The following is an 18,767-nucleotide window of genomic DNA, read 5'->3' as shown; positions in this document are numbered from 1 at the left end:
CAAGGGGTGTCCGCGTGACGTAGGGCGCTGGTGGCATCGGGGCACCAGTGGTCGACGGCGACCGCGTGCGACCATCGGCCCCCGGGACGGTGCAGGAGGAGTCGCCGTCGGCCGACGACTCTCTCGAAGGACAACCTGATGCAACTCAGTACCCACACGTCGCGGTCTCCCCGCTCCGCTCGCCCCATCACGACAGCCCTGGCGGCCGTTGCCTGCGCCGCTCTCGCCGCCGGGCCCTTGATGTCGGCGAGCGCCGCCCCACCTCCCCCGTCCGCGGCGTCAGCCCCGTCGAGCCGGACGGTCACAACTTGGGGCACGTCTGACGACATGGCAGGCGGGGAGCTCACCGACATGACGGTGCGCAACGTCGTCCACACCTCGATCGGTGGGACCGGGCTCAGGGTGCGGCTCTCGAATGCCAAGGGCGACAAGAACCTCGTCTTCGACAGCGCCTACGTCGGCACGAGCGCCGGCGGGGCAGTCATCGTGCCCGGCTCCAACCGACGACTGACCTTCAACGACGGGGACACGACCATCGAGATCCCGCCCGGTGCGACCGCACTGAGCGACCCGCTGCCGGGCCGTTTCGCGGCGCAGCGGACGCTGGCCGTCAGCCTGCACGTCTCGGGTTCGAGCGGGAAGCTCACGGCCCACAACCGGTCGATGCAGAGCACCTTCAAGTCGTCGACGGGCGACCATGCGGCCGACGAGTCGGCGCAGGCGTACGGCACCCAGTCCGCGGTGTGGTTCTTCCTCGATGGCCTCACGGTCGAGGTGCCGAAGCAGGCGCAGTCCGTGGCGACGCTCGGTGACTCGATCACTGCCGGTGTGGGCACCACCCTCGACGCGAACCGGCGTTGGCCCGATGTGCTGGCCGACCGCCTTGCCGAGCTGCCGCCCGTGCGGCAGATGGGCGTCGTCAACGAGGGGATCTCGGGCAACCGGGTCCTCAGCGGGGTCTCGCGGCCCGGTGGTGCCGGGGACGCCGCGCTGTCGCGACTGGAGCGCGACGTGCTGACCAAGCCCGGAGTCGACACGGTCCTGCTCCTCGAGGGCGTCAACGACATCGGCGCCGGGTCCTCGGCCGACGAGATCATCGACGGCTACCGGATGCTCGTCGAGCGCTCGCACGCGGCCGGTCGCTGCGTCGTCGGCGGGACGATCCTTCCCTTCGGTGGTTCGGTCTTCATGGACCCGGAGGGTGAGAAGGTGCGCGTCGCCGTCAACGACTTCATCCGGACCTCGGGCCTGTTCGACGGGGTCGTCGACTTCGCCGCGGCCACCCAGGACCCTCAGGACCACTCGCGGCTGCGGGCGGAGTTCTTCGGTGACGGGCTCCACCCCAACGACGCCGGGAACCGGGCCATGGGTGAGGCGGTCGACCTCGACGTCCTGCGCTGCGACCGTCGCTGACCAGGACTTCGGACTCGGGTGGGCGGCGGCTCCCGGACGGCCGCCGCCCACCTCGCTACGCTGAGCAGCATGACCGGATACGTGGCTGCTGCGGCGGTGCTGGCGACCGGCCTCCTCCTCGTCATCGCCGCGATGGGTGCGCGGGCCCTGCTCGCCCCCCGCGCACCGACCCCGGCCAAGCTCACGACCTACGAGTCCGGCGTCGACCCGGTGGGCGCCGGGTGGGCCCAGAGCCAGGTGCGCTACCTCTCCTACGCCTTCCTCTACGTCGTCTTCGCGGTCGACGCGGTCTATCTCTTCCCGTGGGCCTACGTGCTCCGTGACCCGCAGCTGGGAGCAGCCTCCCTCGTCGAGATCGGGATCTTCATCGGCATCATCGTCATCGGGCTGCTCCATGCGGCCCGCCGTGGACTGCTGCGCTGGACGTGAGCGCCTCGTGTCGCCCGGCGCCTGACCTAGGGTGGGGCTCGTGAGCGCCGACCAGCCCGTGATGCTGCCGATGCCGCGCGTCGGGCCGCTCGCGGAGCACGCTCCCAAGCCGATCAGGGTGGTCCTCAACTGGGGTCGCCGCTACTCGCTCTGGGTCTTCAACTTCGGTCTCGCCTGCTGCGCCATCGAGTTCATCGCCGCGTCGATGGGCCGGCACGACTTCATCCGGCTCGGCGTCATCCCGTTCGCTCCCGGTCCGCGGCAGGCCGACCTCATGATCGTCTCCGGCACGGTCACCGACAAGATGGCGCCGGCGATCCGCCGCCTCTACGACCAGATGCCCGAGCCGAAGTACGTCATCTCCTTCGGCGCCTGCTCCAACTCCGGTGGGCCGTACTGGGACTCGTACTCCGTGACCAAGGGCGTCGACCAGCTCATCCCCGTCGACGTCTATGTCCCCGGCTGCCCGCCCCGACCCGAGGCCCTCCTCCACGGCATCATCAAGCTGCAGGAGCAGATCGCCGGCGAGAGGCTCTCGGGCCGGGCGATCTCCGAGCGGCTCGGCGGCGCCGGGGGAGTCGGCCCGGGTGACGGCTCGGCCGGCGCTCCCCGCTACACCGCCCACCGGACGGCGTCGGCCGGTGAGGTGACCCGAGGGCGGGTCGAGAGGCCGCTCTGATGCTCGTCCTGCTCGGGCTGCTGGCGTTCGTCATCGAGCTCGGCTTCATGGTGGGCGTCTTCCTGCTCGCCTCCGCCCTCGTGGGCGGTGGCATCGCCGGCACGGTCGTGGGCGTCCTCGCGGTGGTGCTCGTCGCCGCCCTCTGGGGGTTGTTCATCGCGCCGCGCGCCCGACGGCGCATCCCCAAGGTGCCGCGCGCCCTCGTCGCCGGGGGTGCGGTGGCCGCCGTCGGCGCTGGACTGCTAGGGCTGGACCACTCCCGGTTCGGACTCGTGCTCATCGGCGCCGGGCTGGTCCTCGTCCTGGCCCAGCTCGCCCTCGACGGGAACGTCCCGCCGCCGGCTCCGCCTCGGGCGCCACTCGAGGACGGTCGCCGCTCCCGCAAGCGCCGCCGCTGACCCCCCCAAACCGACTTGTTGCGAGTTCGGGTCGTGCGAGCTCCAGCGAGCCTGACCCGAACTCGCAACAAGTCGGGGGTGAGGGGGTGAGGGGGTTGGGGGGTCAGGGCGTCAGGCCGAAACCGAACGGGAACAGCGGGTCGCCGAGGCCCGGGACGTCGGCATGGTGCCGACGCACCTGCTCCATCGAGCGGGGCAGGTCGAACGGAAGCCGACCCTCGGGAGCGATCCGTCCGGCGAGGACGTCCGCGAGCGCGTCGTCACTCGTGCCGAAGCTGCCGACGAGGACGGAGACGAAGGGCAGCAGCGGGGTGAGCACGGCCGGGCGGTCGAGGACGACGTCGACGACGAGCGGGCACACCGAGGCCATGGCCTGCAGCCGCGAGACCAGACCGGGCGGGAAGTCCAGCGACCCCTGGTGGAACCACGCCTCGAGGAAGAGGTCGTCGCGGGCCTCGAAGGGCGCGGTCAGCCGCACGACCGCGACGTCGGCGTCGGCGGGGCGCCCGACCCGGTCCCCCAACGTCGCGACCGCCTCGTCGGAGAGGTTCTCGGCATAGATCCGGGGCGTCCCGGTGAGGGGCAGCGTGGCGGCCGAGCCGGCCACGCCGTTCTGGAGGACGGTCACGGAACGGGCCTGGGCGGCATACCCCGCCGTCCGGAAGTCCTCACGTCCGACGGTGACGCTCGCGGCGTCCTCGTCGACGAAGGGGTTGTCGAAGAGCCCGAGGCGGAACTTCACCGCGAGGAGGCGCCGCGCCGAGGCGTCGATGCGGTCCTGCGTGACGCGACCGGCCTCCAGGAGCTCGAGGAGCAGCTCGACGCACTCCTCGCCGCCGAACTGGTCCGCGCCCGCGCGCAGAATGCGTTCCATCCGCTCGATGGGGGTGAGGTGTTCGACCCCCCAGGCCCGGGCGGGCAGGACCTGGTCACCCACGTGGTTGTCGTTGACGAGCTCCCAGTCGGTGAGGACGACGCCCTCGTAGCCGAGCTTCTCGCGCAGCAGGCCAGTGACGATCTGCTCGTTGTAGCCGAAGCCAACCTCCTCGATGGCCTCGCCGCCGACCGTGAGCCCGATCGGCATGCCGTAGTAGGGCATGACCCCCGCGACGCCGGCGTCGATGAGCGGCGGGAAGGGCTCCATGTGCGCGGCGAAACGACCGCCCTCGTAGGACTGCTCGCGGCCGTAGGGGAAGTGCGCGTCCTCCCCGTCCTTCTGCGGGCCCCCGCCGGGGAAGTGCTTGGCCGTGCAGGCCACGCTCTCCGCGTCGAGCTCGCCGCCCTGGAACCCGCGCAGGTAGGCCAGGCCCAGCTCGGTCACCAACGCCGGGTCCTGACCGAACGTCTGCGGCTGGCGCGCCCACCGGGGCTCGGTGGCGAGGTCGACCGTCGGGTGGAGGGCGGCCCTGATGCCGACCGCGACGTACTCCTGGCGCGCGATGTCGGCGAACTGCTCGACCAGCGCCGGGTCCCGCAGGGCCGCGAGCCCGAGGGACTCCGGCCACTGCGAGAACCCGTTGGCGGCGAACGAGGTGCCGACGTTCTCGAGGAAGGCGTGCCGTGGGTCGGTGGAGACCGTGACCGGTATGCCGTGTGGAGACCTCTCGGCGATCGTCTGGAAGCTCGTTGTGCCACCGTGCCGCCAACCGGGCGTCGCCGAGCGCGTGCACGTTGAAGTGCGTGAGGTGCTTGCCCAGGACGACGTCGGTCGTGGCCGACTTGCTGATCCGGCCGGGGTGCTCGAGGACGTGGCCGTCCTCACCGGCCTCGATGACGGTGTGGAACATCAGCCCGACCTTCTCGGCCGGACTGAGCCGGCCGAGAAGGTCCTCGACACGAGAAGCCACGTCGAGGTGGGGGTTCTCGTAGGGGTCCATCACTTCGTTGCCGTTGAGGTCGCGGTATGCCGTGCCGTCGATGGCAGTGCGGGTGACGGGCTTCATGAGGTGTGGTGCTCCTAGTTGCTGGACGTGCCGGCGCCGAACTCCTCGACACCGATGACGGGTCGCAGGGCGCGCTCCACCGCCGGGGTGGAGAACGCGCGCCGGATGACGTCCTGGCACAGGATGTTGCCGACGGCACCCATGACCATGGCCTGGTCGAGGGACAGGTAGCGCCGTGCCACCTGGCCCGAACGCACTGCCACGGCGTCGAAGAACCCCCCTCGACCATAGGCCTCGAGGTCGCGCTCGATGCCGGCGAGGTTGGCGAAGGACTGGTCCGGCTCGTGCATCATCGCGAGGAAGGACGCGTGTGCGGTGACCACGCCGTCGCCGTAGGTCGGGTTCGGGTTCGTCGCCGGGCGGCAGTCGCCGAAGCCTGCGTCGTAGTTGGTGTTCTCCTGGTCGGAGAGGTAGCCGTCCGGGTTGAGACCGAGGGCGTCGACGCCGTACTCGCGGTAGCCGCCTGCCGGGTTGCTCGAGGGTGAGAAGCCCCAGTAGCCGTAGTCCGCTTCGTCGAGGCCGTGCTCGCGCTGGGCGCGCACGTGGAGCGGGTGGTTGCGGCCCCAGCTCTTCGGCGCCCAGGTGGCCTCGGGGACGAAGACGTCGGGCATGAGCTCCTCGAACATCGAGCCGCCCCAGCCGGGGACGATCCGCATGCCGCGGTAGGTGTAGGCGCCCTCGTAGACGTCGAGCCCGAGGTAGGTGCGGGTCTCGCCCACGGGCTGCATCTCGTGCCAGGACCAGTCGCAGGTGGCGGGGAAGGTGCGCCACGCGGCGAAGTAGTGCTTCGCCGGGACCTGACCGGTGAGGATGCCGAGGTAGCTCGTGATCCGGGTCTCGGAGACGATCGTGTCGTAGTGGTGGTTGGTGAGCCAGACCGGGTCGCCACCGATGTGGGTGCCCCGGTAGACGCCGCCCGGACGGTCGTGGTCGAAGACGAAGAAGCCGCCGTGCATGAGCCCGCCGGGGCGCACGGTGGGGTGCGCCGGGTCGGTGCCGGGGTTGTAGTAGGCGTCCCAGCGCATGCGGCTGAAGAGTCGGCGCGCCTGCGAGGCGGCGCCCTTGTCCGCGCTCGCCACGACGAGCAGGGCGGCGCCGAGCCACGCGTTGTCGATGCTGGAGCAGAAGGGGTGGACGGTGTCGCCGCTGCCGGGCCAGCTGCGCAGCGCTGCCCCGCTCGCCTCGTCGTACCAGTTGTAGTACATCCCGCTCGGCTCGTGGTGCTCCATGCGGGCGAGCGTGTGCAGCGTGCGGAGGATGCGCTTGGTGCACTCGCCCCGGGAGATGATGCCCAGCTCGCGGGCGACGATCGCGCTCCACATGTAGCCACCGATGTTGGTGGGGGAGGTGTAGCCCGAACGGTCCCCTGCGGCAAGGGACTCGGGGATGTTGTCCGCGGGGAGTCCGGTGCGCGGGTCGGTCATGGCCTCCAGGCTGCGCCAGGTGTCGCGGGCCCAGCGTCGGACGGTGGCCTCGTCCCAGGCTGCCCCGGCTGCGTTCGGCAGCAGGGTGGGGCGGCGTTGCGCCGCCGCGGCCTGGGCGCTCGGGGCGAGGCCCAGCGCGGTCACGGCGACTGCGCCGGTGACGAGGCCGCGGCGGGTCAGGGGGGTGAGGGGGGTGGTGGTGGCAGGGGTGATCTGGTGGTCGGTCATGGTGCTCTCCTTTGAGCGGGGTGGGGCTACTTGATGCCGGTGGTGGCGATGCCCTCGATGAAGCGGCGCTGGAAGACGAGGAAGACCAGGAGCACGGGGATGACCACGATCGTGGCGCCCGCGAGGAGCAGTCCGTACTGGGTGGAGTTCTGGCCGGTCGAGTAGAGGGCGAGGGCGACGGGAAGGGTGTACTTGTCCTCCTGCTGCGCCACGACGAGCGGCCACAGGAAGTTGTTCCAGCTCCCGAGGAAGGTGAGGATCCCCAGCGTTGCGAGGGCCGGTCCGGACAGCGGGAGGAAGATCCGGGAGAAGATGCGCAGCTCGCTGGCACCGTCGACCCTCCCCGCGTCGAGCAGGTCACGCGGCAGCCCGAGGAAGAACTGGCGCATGAGGAACACCCCGAAGGGTGCGACGAGGAACGGCAGGATGAGTCCGGGAAGGCTGTTGATGAGGCCGATGTTCGCGACGAGCACGAAGAGCGGCACGAAGGTGACGACGCCCGGGATCATCAGCGTGGCCATGACCACGAGGAAGAGCGCGCGCTTGCCACGGAAGTCCAGCATCGCCAGCGCATAGCCGAGCATCGAGCAGAAGAGCAGGTTGCCCGCCGTGACGGCGACCGCCACGACCGTGGAGTTGAGGAAGTACTGGGAGAAGTTCAGCCGCGAGAACAGCTGTGTGTAGTTGTCGAACGTGGCCGCCTCGGGCAACCACGTGGGCGGGCGCTGCAGGAGCTCGCCCTGGGTCTTGAAGCTGCCGAGCACCATCCAGACGAACGGTGCGACGACGACGACGAGGACGAGGCTGAGCACGAGGTAGAGCCACCACCGGCTGGGCTGCCCGTTGCCCGGGGTGGGCGCCGGGGCCTCCGAGTCCGACTCGGGTCCCGGGCCGGCGTCGGTCGCGTTCGGGAGGACGTTGAGGGTGCTCATGTGTTCTCCCGGAGCAGTCGGAACTGGATGGCGGTGATCACGGCGATGACGACGAAGATGATGTAGCTCATCGACGCGGCGAACCCGTAATTGCCGAAGCCGAACTGCTTGTACGTGTACATCGACATCGAGATCGTGCTGTTGAGCGGGCCACCGTTGGTCATGACGAACGGCTCCTCGAAGAACTGCAGGTAGCCGATCGAGGTCGTCACGGAGACGAAGAGGATCGTCGGACGCAGCATCGGGATCGTGACGTGGCGGAACCGCTGCCACGAGCTGGCGCCGTCGATCTTGGCGGCCTCGTGGAGCATCATCGGGACGCTCTGGAGGCCGGCGAGGAAGATGATCATCGGGGTGCCGAAGTTGCGCCACGACGCCATCAGGATGAGACCGGGCATGGACCAGTTCGGGTCACCGAGCCAGTTGGGCCCGTCGATGCCGACCCAGCCGAGCACGGTGTTGATGAGGCCGGCCTCGTGCTGGAGCAGGAAGCGCCAGACGACGGCCACCGCGACGATCGAGGTGATGACCGGGAGGTAGAAGCCGAGCCGGAAGATCGCGCGGAACCTGCGAATTCCCTTGTCCAGAGCGAGAGCCGCAGCCAGGGCGATACCGAGGGTGAGCGGCATACCGACGACCACGAAGTAGGCCGTGTTGGCCATGGCCTTGCGGAAGATCGGGTCCGAGAAGGCCCGGGTGAAGTTGTCGAACCCGATGATGTCCACCGCGAACGGTGTCCGCAGGTCCTTCGACCTCGTGTCGGTGACACTCATGAAGAGGGACTGCAGCACCGGCCACAGCGTGAAGATCAGGAAGAGGGCGCAGAACGGCAGTGCCAGCACCCAGGCTGCGATCCCCTCCTGGCGGCCGCGCCGGGACGGGCGCGAGGTGCGCCCGGCCCGGCTGTCGGCGGGAGCAGGTGCCGTCGTCGTCATGACGAGGACCTGGTCATCGAATCTGGAGACACTGGGTCACTCACCTGTGCCGATGGACTCGGCCTGCTGCTGGACCGTCTTGAGGGCGGCGGCCGGGTCGGCGTTCTGCTTGGTGACCTTCTCCATCTCGGTGTCGAAGCTCGTGATGACCTGCTCCCACGACGGGAAGGTCGGGGGCGCCTGCGCGGTCTCGAGCTGCTTGCCGAAGGTCGCGAGCTTCTCGTCGCTGCTGATGGCCGGGTCCTCCCAGGCGGACTTCACCGACGGCAGGTCGGTGGACTGCTGGTACCACTTGACCTGGGTCTTCGGGTCCGCCAGCCACTGGACGAGCTTCCAGGCGCTGTCGCGGTTCTTCGTCTTCTTGAAGACGACGAAGTTCGAGCCACCGACGAACGACGAGCTCGACTCCTTGGTCGGCATCGGCATGACGGAGTACTTGTCCTTGAAGCCGGCGCCACCGACCTTCTCGACGGCCGACATCATCCACGGGCCGCTGATGAACATCGGGACGCGACCGCTGGCGAAGTCGGGCTCCGTCGTCGGCTGCACCGGAGCGGCCTTGTCGGCGATGCCCTCGGTGAAGTACGACTGGTAGTACTTCGCGGCCTCGGCGATCTCGGGGGAGTCGAAGTTGTAGGCCTTGCCGTCGTCCTTGGTGAGGTTCGCGCCGTTGGACCACGCGAACGGCATGACCGACTGCCACGAACCCTGGCCACCGGCCTGGAGACCGATGCCGAACTTGGCGCCGGCCTTCTCCTGCATGGCCTTGGCCATGGCCTTGAGGCCCTCCCAGTCCTTGGGGGGCTCGCTGAAGCCGGCCTTGGCCGCGAGGTCCTTGCGGTAGTAGACGAGACGGGTCTCGACGTACCAGGGGATCCCGTATGCCGTGCCGGCGACCTCCGTGGTCTTCTGCGCGCCCTCGAAGAACGAGGACTTGTCGATGCCTTCGGGAGTGGGGTCGAGGGCGTCCATGCCGGCGAACTCACCCATCCAGGTGCTTCCGACCATGGCGGCGTCCGGGGTCTCACCGGCGGTGATCGCCGAGGCGAACTTGTCGTGCGCGGCGTCCCACGGGATGGCGGTGACCTTGACCTTGAAGCCGGGGTTGGCGGCCTCGAACTCCTTGACGAGGGCCGGGAAGCTCTCGCCCTCGGCGCCCATGGCCCACACGGTGAGCTCGCCGGTCGCCTTGCCGCTCGCGATGGGCTTGGCCTCGGGCCCGGCACCGGGGGTGTCGGTGGCTGCCTCGCGACCACAGGCGGACAGGGCGAGGGTGGCCGTCAGACCTGCGACGGCGAAGACCGTCCGTCGTCGATACATGGGGTGGGAACTCATGGGAGGTGCCTTTCGGGAGGGGATGTGGTGCAACCACAGGAGGAGCGGATGACCACCTGCGTGGGGAGGATGTCGTGGCTGGCGGAGGAGTGGGTGGTGGCGCTGAGGTGCTCGTGGAGGCGCTCGCTCGCGAGGGCGCCGAGGTCGTGGACCGGCTGGCGCACCGTGGTGAGTGCGGGCCGGACGTAGCGGGCGGCCATGACGTCGTCCCAGCCGACGACCGCCACGTCGTCCGGCACCGTGGTGCCGTGGTCCTGGAGATGGGCAAGGACCGCGAGGGCGAGCTCGTCGTTGGCGCAGACGAGGGCGTCGGCCGAATGCTGTCCCGCGAGGTAGGCCGCCGCGAAGGCTGCACCGTCGCTCTCCTGCAGCCCGATCCGGACCGGCTCGGGCACGTCGAGACCGTGAGCCTCATGCGCAGCGGCGAACCCGGCATACCGGCCGGCGATGTCGGCACCGGCGTCGGGATCGCCGAGGAAGAGCAGGGACCGGCGCCCGTGGTCGAGGAGGTGGCGGGTGAGCTCCTCGGCGCTCGCGACGTTCTCGGCGGCCAGGCTCGGGACGGCCCCGCCGGGGGCTCCGGCCAGCGAGAGCAGCGGCTTGGCCGTCGCCAGCTGGGCCAGGCCGGCGTCGTCGAGGTCGGATCCGAGGACGGCCACGGCGTCGACACGTGACATGAGCTGACGGATCGCCCGGGTGGGGTCGGGCTTGCCCTCGGTGACCACGACGATGACGCCGAGCCCGAGCTCGGAGGCGCGCGACTCGAAGCCCATGAGGAGCTCGGAGTAGTAGGGACCGCCCAGCTCGGGCAGGACCAGTCCGAGCAGCTCGTGGCGCGAGACGGCCAGGCTGCGGGCGGCGCCCAGCGGCATGTAGTTGAGCTCGTCCGCGGCGGAGAGGACACGCTCGCGGGTGCTCTCGGCGACCGTGCTCGTGCCCTGGAAGACGCGTGAGACGGTGGCGATGGAGACGCCGGCGGCGTCGGCGACGGAGTAGATCGTCGCGCGCTGGCCGGGGTTCGCAGATGCGGTCATCGGCAGGTGCTCCTTCGCCTCGTCGTTGAGTCGGAATCGGTGCCGTGCGGGGCGCTGGAATCTTGTAAGCGCTTACAACCGCACCACCTCATCGTGCACCAGATGGCTCGGTCTGGCAAGGGTCAGTGGCAGGTATGGGCTTGGCAAAGGGTTGTCGGCAGGCCCCCACGGGGGCGTCGGAGCCCCTAGGTTGCGAGCACCAGACCTCGAGGTCCACGGCCTCATTTCCAGTGGGAGATGTCAATGACGACAGTCCGAAAGCTCAGCCTGGTCGCCGCTGCAACCGCAGCGGCATCCAGCCTCCTGCTCGCCGCAGCCCCGGCCCAGGCGGCCTCCTCCTATGTCGCCCTGGGTGACTCCTACTCCTCGGGCACGGGGACGCGCAGCTACATCAACGACGGCACCTCGTGCCTGCGGTCCACCAAGGCCTACCCCTCGCTCATCGCGGCGGCCAAGGGCTACGCGCTCAACTTCCGGGCCTGCTCCGGTGCCCGCATCCCCGACGTGACCAACACTCAGCTGAGCGCCCTCACCGCCTCCACGACGCACGTGAGCATCTCCGTCGGCGGCAACGACGCCGGCTTCAGCGATGTCCTCACCGAGTGCGCGATGCCCGGGTGGGCGAGCAACTGCAACGGCAAGATCGACGGGGCGCAGAACTACATCAACAACGTCCTGCCGGGGCAGCTGTCCACGCTCTACACCTCCATCCGGAGCAAGGCGCCCAACGCCAGGGTCGTCGTCGTCGGCTACCCGCGGATCTTCCAGGGCGAGGACTGCAACGCCTTCACCTGGTTCTCGCCGGCCGAGGAGGCCCGCCTCAACCAGATGGCCGACCTCATCAACAGCAAGACGTCAGCAGCCGCTGGTGCCAAGGGATTCGGCTTCGCCAACCCGACGTCGCGCTTCATCGGACACGCGGTCTGCGACGACGTCGAGTGGCTCAACGGACTCTCCAGCCCGATCGAGGAGAGCTATCACCCCAACGTCGCCGGACACCGTGACGGCTACACGCCCACCGTGAGCACCCCGCTCACCGGCTCGGCGCTCGCGGTCTCTGCCAGGACCATGGAGCGCGCCGCCGCGTCGTCCGAGCGCCTCGCCGCACAGCAGCGGACCTATGCAGTGCAGGACGCCTCGATCACTCCCAAGGAGTTCGTCGCGCCCGACCTGCGGTCTGAGCGGGTCAAGGCTGCTGCCGCCCGCGCCGGCGTCGACCTCTCTTCACGGGCCAGCATCGACGCGGCTGACCGCGCGTGGTCGAAGCGCCAGGCCGCACAGCACGCCGCTACCCGCTGAAACCTCACCTTGTGTGCCTGAGCACGGCCTCTGGCTCGTTCTCAGGCACACAAGGCCGGGTGGTGGGGTGGCTAGGGTTCGGTTGTGAGCACTGACGAGCTGCGCGACGTGGCCCTGGCCGACTGGCACGAGGCCGTCGCCGCCGCGCAGGCCTCGGGCTTCACCTTCTTCGACTGGCTCAGCGCCGTCGACCGGACCTACGACGAGGCGGCCCCCGGCTACGACCTGGTCCTGCGCGCCCTCGACATCTCCCACGACAGGGATGGGCGCGATCACCGCGGCATCCGGGCGATCAGACTCACGACGCGCGTCGCCGAGGGCGAGCCGGCACCTTCTGCCACCGACGTGTATGCCGGTGCCGCCTGGCACGAGCGCGAGACCCACGAGATGTTCGGGATCGAGTTCAGCGGCTTCGACGACGGCTCCGGCTCGGGCCTGCGGCCGCTGCTCCTCCCGGACGGGTTCGAGGGGACGCCGTTGCGCAAGTCGTTCGTCCTCGCCGCACGTGCGTCGAAGCAGTGGCCCGGTGGCAAGGAGCCCGGCGAGGGCCATGACTCGGGCAAGTCGCCGTCACGCCGTCGGGTCCAGGCACCGGGTGTCCCCGGCCCCGACTGGGGCCCCCGCTGACGGTCCGGCTCCGGGGCGCGCGCAACTACTAGGCTGCGAGGCGATGAGCGCTCTCGAGGTGGTCGTGAGGTCGGTGGCCGTGCTGGCCGCCTTCCTCGTGTTCCCCCTGCTGGTGGGGCAGACCGAGCACAAGCTCATGGCCCACATGCAGGGACGACTCGGACCGATGTATGCCGGTGGCTTCCACGGGTGGGCCCAGCTCGTCGCCGACGGGGTGAAGTTCGTCCAGAAGGAGGACATCACCCCGCGTGCCGCTGACCGGACGATCTTCCGGATCGCGCCCTTCGTCGCCCTCATCCCCTATCTCCTGGCGATGGCGGCGCTCCCGCTGCAGCGCGACGTCGTCGCCGTCGACGTGCCGGCGAGCGCCGTCCTCATCCTCGCCGCCACGAGCGTCGGCGCCCTCGGCACGCTCATGGCGGGCTGGGCGAGCGCCAACAAGTACGCGTTGCTCGGCGCCCTGCGCTCCGCCGCGCAGCTCGTGTCCTACGAGCTGCCGCTGGTCCTGTCCGTCGCCTCCGCATGCCTCGCCGCGGGGACGCTGAGCCTGTCCGGGGTCGTGGAGGCATGGTCGCCGTGGTGGCTGGTCTGGCAGCTGCCCGGCGCGGTCGTCTTCCTCGTCGCCGCGCTCGCCGAGCTGCAGCGCCCGCCGTTCGACATGCCCATCGCCGACGCCGAGCTCGTCATGGGGCCGTGGACCGAGTACACCGGCTTGCGCTTCGCGTTCTTCCTTCTTGCGGAGTATGCCGGCATCGTCGTCTTCTCGTTGCTCTTCGCGGTCCTCTACCTCGGCGGGTGGCGTGGCCCGTTCGACGATCAGCTCGGCTGGCTGTGGACCATGCTCAAGGGTCTGGTCATCGCCGTCCTCGTCATCTGGTTCCGCGTCGCGTGGCCGCGCATGCGCGAGGACCAGCTGCAACGGCTGGCCTGGCTCGTCCTCCTACCCATGGGCCTGATCCAGTTGGCCCTCACCGGAATTGGCGTGGTGATGACACAGTGAACGACGACAAGCCGAAGCGCAGTGACAAGGGCATCCTGCCCGGCATACTCAAGGGTCTGGCGACGACCGCCAAGACGGCCATGAAGCCGGTGCATACGCACGAGTATCCCGACGTCGCACCCGACCTGCCCCCGCGCAGCCGCGGTGTCATCGCGCTCCTCGAGGAGAACTGCACGAGCTGCATGCTCTGCGCGCGCGAGTGCCCGGACTGGTGCATCTACATCGAGTCGCACAAGGAGACGGTCCCGGCGACGACCGAGGGTGGACGCGACCGGCAGCGCAACGTCCTCGACGACTTCTCGATCGACTTCTCGCTCTGCATGTACTGCGGGATCTGCATCGAGGTCTGCCCCTTCGACGCGCTCTTCTGGAGCCCGCAGTTCGAGTACGCCGAGACCGACATCCGCGACCTGCTCCACGACAAGGACCGGCTCGGCGGCTGGATGGAGAGCGTGCCGCCCCCGCCCGCCCTCGACGAGCGCGCAGCCGAGCCGGCCGAAATCGCCGCCATCAACAAGCCTGCCCGGACTCCGCGGGCCGCAAAGGCACCGGACGCATGACCTCACTGGACCTCGCGTTCGCGGCGTGCGGGTTGCTGGCGGTCGTCGCCGGCCTGCTCGCCGTGACGACCCGTCAGGTGGTGCACGCGGCCCTGTGGCTCGTCGTCGCGCTGCTGGGTGTGGCGGGGTGCCTGCTGGTGCTCGGGCACGAGCTCGTCGCGCTCGTCCTCGTCCTCGTCTATGTCGGAGCCGTCGTCGTGCTCGTCCTCTTCGCCCTGATGCTGACGCGGGCGCCGATCGGGCCGGACCTGGCGCACGGCGTGCCGGTGTGGCGACGGATTGCCGCGGCGCTCGCCGGGGCCGCGACGACCGGGCTGCTCCTGGCCGCGCTGCTGCCGCTGGCCGGTGGCGCCGTCGAGCGACGGGAGATCTCGAACCAGGCCGTCGCGACCGAGCTCTTCGGCACGTGGGTGTGGCCGTTCGAGGCGCTGTCGGTGCTGCTGCTCGCGGCCCTCATCGCCGCGCTCGCGGTCTCACGCGGTCGAGCCGATGACCGACTTCGTGCCCCTTTGGGACGCGTTCCGATCGCCGAAGGCCGCTCCGACGTGTCCCAAAGGGGCACGAAGTCGGAGGTGGGGGGCCCGTGATCCACCTCGCCGGCCCCTACGTCGTGGCCGCGCTGCTCGTCGGCCTCGGGGTGATGGGCGTGCTAGTCCGCCGCAACGCCGTCCTCCTGCTCATCGGGGTCGAGCTCATCCTGTCCGGCTCACTGGTGCTGCTCGTGACCGCCGGGGCGACGTCTCCCTCGCGGTGGGAGTCGTCCAGCGTCCTGCCGCTCTTCGTCATCACCATCGCCGCGGCCGAGGTCGTCGTGGCCCTCGCGGTGATCCTCACGGCCTTCCGCCACCGCGGCTCGATCGACCTCGACGCGCCCCTCTCCGACCGACTTGTTGCGAGTTCGGGTCACGCCCAGCGGGCCGAAGGCCCTCCCGGGGTGACCCGAACTCGCAACAAGTCGGGGGTTGGGTCGGGGGAGGGGACGTCGTGAACGCGCTCCAGGTCTCCCACTGGCTCGTCCTCGTCCCCGTCCTCGCGTCGGTCGTCACGCTGGCCCTTCGCCGGACGCCCCACCTCGCAGCGGGTGTATCCACCGTGGCGGCGCTGGGCTCGCTCGCCCTGGCCGTCGTCGGCCTCGTCATCGCCCCCACACGCGGCACGCTCATCTTCGGGCTCCAAGCGCCGCCGCGTGTCGGCGAGCTCGAGATGCCGCTGCGGCTCGGCGCCGGCCCGACCACGGCGGCGGTTGCCGCAGTCGTCGCGCTCGTCGTCGTCGCCGTCCTCGTCTTCACGAGGTGGTACCTCGCCGACGACGACCGCCTCGCCCAGTTCGCCGCGACGGTCAGCCTCTTCACCGCCGCGATGATGCTCGTCGTCCACTCCCGCGACCTCGTCCTCACCCTCATTGGGTGGGAGGTCATGGGCTGGTGCTCCTACCTCCTCATCGGCCACTGGTCGCGCAAGGAGTCGGCCCGCCGGGCGGCATACAAGGCGTTCATCGTCACGCGCGTCGCCGACATCGGCTTCGTCCTCGGCATCGTGGGACTGGTCGCCGGTGCCGGCTCGACCGGACTCAACCAGGTCGTCGCGTCCTGGTCTGGTCCCGACGTGCCGGGCTCCCCGGCACTGCGCTCGCTGCTCCTCGCGCTCGTCATCGTCGGGGTGCTCGGCAAGTCGGCGCAGTTCCCGTTCCAGGACTGGCTGCCCGACGCGATGGAGGGCCCGACCCCGGCCTCTGCGCTCATCCACGCGGCGACGATGGTCGCGGCCGGGACGGTCGTCCTCGCCCAGCTCTTTCCCGTGCTCGTCCTCGCCGACGGAGCCCGGTGGCTGCTCGGGGCCGCGACAGCGGTGACGATGGTCGGCGCAGCCGTGCTCGCCCTCGGCCAGTCCGACCTCAAGCGGCTCCTCGCGTGGTCGACGGTCAGCCAGGTCGCGATCATGCTGTCGGCGCTGGCGACCGCGACCGACGAGATCGGCCCCGACCCGGCGCTCTTCCACCTCTGGGCGCACGCCCTCTTCAAGTCGCTGCTGTTCCTCACGATCGGCTGGATGTCGGTCGTCGCGGGGTCCACTCTCGCGGCGAGGCTGCACGGGGCCGGCAACATCCACCCGCTCGCCCGGGTGTCGTGGCTCTTCGGGCTCCTCGCCCTCGCCGGTGCCCCCTTCGTCGTCGGAGGCCTCTCCAAGGAGCACGTCATCGTCACGGCCTACGAGGGTGCGATCGGCTCCGGCGGTCCGGGTGTCCTCGTCCTTGCTGCGCTGCTGGTCACCGTCGTCCTCACTGCCGCCTACGCCACCCGAGCGCACCTCGTCGTGACCTCGCCCCTCGAGTTCGCCGACGCGAACGACGACGACGCCGGTATGCCGCCCGCTCCCGTCCTCGGAGCGCTCGCCGTCCTCACGGTGGTCACCGTCGTCGGTGGGCTGGTGCTCCTCACCGGGCTCTTCGACGTCCACGGCGCCTCGGGGTGGTGGATCCTCCTCACCCTGCTCCTCATCGGCATCGGTGCCGCCGTGTCCTACCTCGCCCGCGGCTCGAACGACCCACGGGACGCCTTCGTCCGGACGCCGCGCCAACGAGCGCTGGCCGATGGCGGCCTCGGGTTCGACACGGCATACCGGACGCTCGTCGCCCGACCGGTCCTGGGGCTGGCGCGGGTCGTCGCCTTCCTCGACCGCGAGGTCGTCGACGGCTACGTGCGCGGGACGGCGGCGTCGGCGGGCATCGCCGGGTGGCTCACCGAGCGCGGGCACCGGCGTGAGGCACCTTCTGCCGGCGTCGGACTCGTCGCGCTCGGGCTGCTCGTGGCCGCGGGGACGGCGGTGCTGACGTGGCGTTGATCGTCATGCTGCTCGTGCCTGCGGCGGTCGGGCTGTGGCTCGTCACGGGTGGACGAGCCCTGTCGGCGGCCCCTGCGCGCGCGGTCGCCCTTGCTGCCGCTGTCGTCGGGGGACTGGCGGCCGTCGCCGCGACGGTCACCCGACCCGTCGTCGACCATGCCTGGATCCCGGACCTCGGGGTGCGGTGGCACTTCGAGGTCGACGGCATCAGTGCTCCCCTCATCGTCCTCACGGCGGTCATCGGCGTGCTCGTCGTCGCCCACGCGTGGGCCGAGCAGCCGTGGGCCGACTCCGTCCAGAGCGGAAGCGCCGCAACCTATCTGGGCGCGCTGCTCCTCGTCGAGGCTGGCGCTCTCGCGGCGTTCGCAGCCCGCGACGCCATCCTCTTCTTCATCGCCTTCGAGGTCGTCCTCGTGCCGATGTGGGTGCTCATCAACCGCTACGGCGACCGGCACAGCGCGTCGGCCCGCGCCGACGCCTCTGCACGCTTCATCCTCTACACCGCGGTCGGTTCCACGCTCATGCTCGTCGGCATCCTCGTGCTGGTGACGCAGGCAGGCACCGCCGACTTCGCGGCACTGCCGGCCGCGGCGGCCGGGCTCGGTCTCGGTCAGCAGACCCTCATCGCCGTGCTGCTCACGCTCGGGCTGGCCGTCAAGGTGCCGGTCTTCCCGCTGCACACGTGGCTGCCGGCGGCCCACACCACAGCGCCCACGGCGGGGTCGGTCCTCCTCGCGGCGGTGCTGCTCAAGCTCGGCACCTACGGCCTCGTGCGGCTGCCGATGGCGAGCGTTCCCGAGGGGTTTGCCCGGGTCGCCCCCGTGCTCGCCATCGCCGGCGTGGTCGGCATCCTCTGGGGTGGGCTCATCTGCCTGGTCGAGCGGGACCTCAAGCGGCTCATCGCCTTCTCGTCGGTGGCGCACATGGGGTTCGTCATCCTCGGTCTCGCCTCCGGCACCGAGACCGGCCTGCAGGCGGCACTCATCGGCAACATCGCCCACGGCGTCATCTCGGCGCTGCTCTTCGTCATCGTCGGCGGCCTCAAGCATCGTTGGGGTTCGGTCGACCTCGCGGTCGTGCGCCCGGCCCTGCGCGAGGTCTCGCCCCGCCTCGGCTTCGGCCTCGTCCTCGGGCTCGCGGCGGGGCTCGGGCTCCCGGGCCTCGCCGGCTTCTGGGGCGAAGCTCCTGTCGCTCGTCGCCGCGTGGAACCCCGCCCACCACACCGGCATCGTGCGCACCTGTGCGGTCGTCGCGGCGGTGGGTGCGGCGCTGGCGGCGGCCTACTCCCTGCGGGTGGCCCGCATCGTGTGGGTCGGTGACGCGGTCGACGACGAGGCGCCTGACCGAGCCCATGACGCACGCGGCGTCGAGCTCGCCGTCATCGCCGTCCTGGTCGTCGCCGTCGTCGCGATCGGCATCGCGCCGCATGTCGTCCTCGGAGTGACGTCCGACGCCGTGACCGCGGTCATCGGGGGTGGCCGGTGACCCTCGAGCTTCTCGTGGGTGCTGCTGCTCCCCGCCCTCGTCCCCGCCGCCGCCATGGTCCTCGTCCTCGTCGTCGATGCCCTCGCCCCTCGGGTGCGCCTCGCGGCCCCCGTCATCGGCGCCCTCGGGCTCGCCGGAGGTGCGGCCGCCGCCGTTCCCGGCCTCCTCACCACCGACGACCGGCTCACCCTCTGCACACCGGCGC

The 18,767-nt window shown here is 70.4% G+C and carries 18 protein-coding genes and 1 pseudogene; 13 read left to right on the top strand and 6 right to left on the bottom strand.

The genetic code is table 11. From position 1 onward, the window contains the following. Positions 1–327: 327 nt before the first annotated feature. The 4 genes from ACZZ98_RS04235 to ACZZ98_RS04220 all read left to right on the top strand — a co-directional run bounded on the left by ACZZ98_RS04235 (position 328) and on the right by ACZZ98_RS04220 (position 2,919). Positions 328–1,413 carry an SGNH/GDSL hydrolase family protein gene (locus ACZZ98_RS04235; RefSeq protein WP_463515075.1) on the top strand — a complete coding sequence of 362 codons (1,086 nt, stop codon included), beginning with the start codon at positions 328–330 and terminating at the stop codon, positions 1,411–1,413. Between the two features lie 69 nt (positions 1,414–1,482). Further along, a complete protein-coding gene (locus tag ACZZ98_RS04230) occupies positions 1,483–1,842 on the top strand; it encodes an NADH-quinone oxidoreductase subunit A (protein ID WP_463515074.1) in 360 nt (119 codons plus the stop codon). Positions 1,843–1,903: 61 nt separating this feature from the next. Then, entirely contained in the window at positions 1,904–2,521 is a 618-nt protein-coding gene (locus ACZZ98_RS04225; RefSeq protein WP_463517717.1) for an NADH-quinone oxidoreductase subunit B, read from the top strand. Then, a complete protein-coding gene (locus ACZZ98_RS04220; protein WP_463515073.1) occupies positions 2,521–2,919 on the top strand; it encodes a DUF2568 domain-containing protein in 399 nt (132 codons plus the stop codon). The genes ACZZ98_RS04225 and ACZZ98_RS04220 overlap by 1 nt, the downstream gene beginning before the upstream one ends. 103 nt (positions 2,920–3,022) lie before the next feature. On the opposite strand, the pseudogene ACZZ98_RS04215 reads toward ACZZ98_RS04220, so the two are convergent. The 6 genes and pseudogenes from ACZZ98_RS04215 to ACZZ98_RS04190 all read right to left on the bottom strand — a co-directional run bounded on the left by ACZZ98_RS04215 (position 3,023) and on the right by ACZZ98_RS04190 (position 10,750). Next, positions 3,023–4,862: pseudogene (locus tag ACZZ98_RS04215) on the bottom strand (glycoside hydrolase family 3 protein). 14 nt (positions 4,863–4,876) lie between these two features. Beyond that, positions 4,877–6,514 (bottom strand): glucoamylase family protein, encoded by a 1,638-nt coding sequence (locus ACZZ98_RS04210; RefSeq protein ID WP_463515072.1) that lies wholly within the window; start codon positions 6,512–6,514, stop codon positions 4,877–4,879. Positions 6,515–6,540: 26 nt separating this feature from the next. Further along, positions 6,541–7,446, bottom strand: coding sequence for a carbohydrate ABC transporter permease (locus ACZZ98_RS04205; RefSeq protein WP_463515071.1), 906 nt, complete (start codon positions 7,444–7,446; stop codon positions 6,541–6,543). Next, on the bottom strand, positions 7,443–8,381 hold the full coding sequence (locus tag ACZZ98_RS04200; RefSeq protein WP_463515070.1) for a carbohydrate ABC transporter permease: 939 nt from the start codon (positions 8,379–8,381) through the stop codon (positions 7,443–7,445). The genes ACZZ98_RS04205 and ACZZ98_RS04200 overlap by 4 nt, the downstream gene beginning before the upstream one ends. 36 nt (positions 8,382–8,417) lie before the next feature. Further along, on the bottom strand, positions 8,418–9,716 hold the full coding sequence (locus ACZZ98_RS04195) for a sugar ABC transporter substrate-binding protein (protein ID WP_463515069.1): 1,299 nt from the start codon (positions 9,714–9,716) through the stop codon (positions 8,418–8,420). Continuing rightward, positions 9,713–10,750: a LacI family DNA-binding transcriptional regulator gene (locus ACZZ98_RS04190; protein WP_463515068.1), complete on the bottom strand. Its 1,038-nt coding sequence runs from the start codon at positions 10,748–10,750 to the stop codon at positions 9,713–9,715. Before ACZZ98_RS04190 ends, ACZZ98_RS04195 begins: the two co-directional genes overlap by 4 nt. 243 nt (positions 10,751–10,993) lie before the next feature. Here ACZZ98_RS04190 and ACZZ98_RS04185 point away from each other — a divergent pair, with 243 nt between their 5' ends. The 9 genes from ACZZ98_RS04185 to ACZZ98_RS04145 all read left to right on the top strand — a co-directional run bounded on the left by ACZZ98_RS04185 (position 10,994) and on the right by ACZZ98_RS04145 (position 18,562). Continuing rightward, positions 10,994–12,049 (top strand): SGNH/GDSL hydrolase family protein, encoded by a 1,056-nt coding sequence (locus ACZZ98_RS04185; protein WP_463515067.1) that lies wholly within the window; start codon positions 10,994–10,996, stop codon positions 12,047–12,049. Positions 12,050–12,133: 84 nt separating this feature from the next. Next, the gene (locus ACZZ98_RS04180; protein ID WP_463515066.1) at positions 12,134–12,676 is read left to right on the top strand and encodes an NADH-quinone oxidoreductase subunit C; all 543 of its coding nucleotides are present in this window, start codon (positions 12,134–12,136) and stop codon (positions 12,674–12,676) included. Positions 12,677–12,719: 43 nt separating this feature from the next. Continuing rightward, positions 12,720–13,676 (top strand): complex I subunit 1/NuoH family protein, encoded by a 957-nt coding sequence (locus ACZZ98_RS04175; RefSeq protein WP_463515065.1) that lies wholly within the window; start codon positions 12,720–12,722, stop codon positions 13,674–13,676. Continuing rightward, positions 13,673–14,236: a NuoI/complex I 23 kDa subunit family protein gene (locus ACZZ98_RS04170; protein ID WP_463515064.1), complete on the top strand. Its 564-nt coding sequence runs from the start codon at positions 13,673–13,675 to the stop codon at positions 14,234–14,236. The genes ACZZ98_RS04175 and ACZZ98_RS04170 overlap by 4 nt, the downstream gene beginning before the upstream one ends. Further along, a complete protein-coding gene (locus ACZZ98_RS04165) occupies positions 14,233–14,823 on the top strand; it encodes an NADH-quinone oxidoreductase subunit J family protein (protein WP_463515063.1) in 591 nt (196 codons plus the stop codon). Before ACZZ98_RS04170 ends, ACZZ98_RS04165 begins: the two co-directional genes overlap by 4 nt. After that, positions 14,820–15,224 (top strand): NADH-quinone oxidoreductase subunit NuoK, encoded by a 405-nt coding sequence (gene nuoK, locus ACZZ98_RS04160; protein WP_463515062.1) that lies wholly within the window; start codon positions 14,820–14,822, stop codon positions 15,222–15,224. Before ACZZ98_RS04165 ends, nuoK begins: the two co-directional genes overlap by 4 nt. Next, positions 15,221–17,077 (top strand): NADH-quinone oxidoreductase subunit 5 family protein, encoded by a 1,857-nt coding sequence (locus ACZZ98_RS04155; RefSeq protein ID WP_463515061.1) that lies wholly within the window; start codon positions 15,221–15,223, stop codon positions 17,075–17,077. Before nuoK ends, ACZZ98_RS04155 begins: the two co-directional genes overlap by 4 nt. Next, complete coding sequence (locus tag ACZZ98_RS04150; protein ID WP_463515060.1) at positions 17,068–18,396, top strand: complex I subunit 4 family protein; 1,329 nt, start codon at positions 17,068–17,070, stop codon at positions 18,394–18,396. Before ACZZ98_RS04155 ends, ACZZ98_RS04150 begins: the two co-directional genes overlap by 10 nt. After that, positions 18,371–18,562, top strand: coding sequence for a hypothetical protein (locus ACZZ98_RS04145; protein ID WP_463515059.1), 192 nt, complete (start codon positions 18,371–18,373; stop codon positions 18,560–18,562). The genes ACZZ98_RS04150 and ACZZ98_RS04145 overlap by 26 nt, the downstream gene beginning before the upstream one ends. The last annotated feature ends 205 nt before the right edge of the window (positions 18,563–18,767 follow it).

It is taken from the genome of Knoellia sp. AC549 (genome assembly GCF_979258975.1).
Note: the sequence above shows the minus strand (reverse complement) of the source record. Positions and strands in the feature narration are given on the sequence as shown.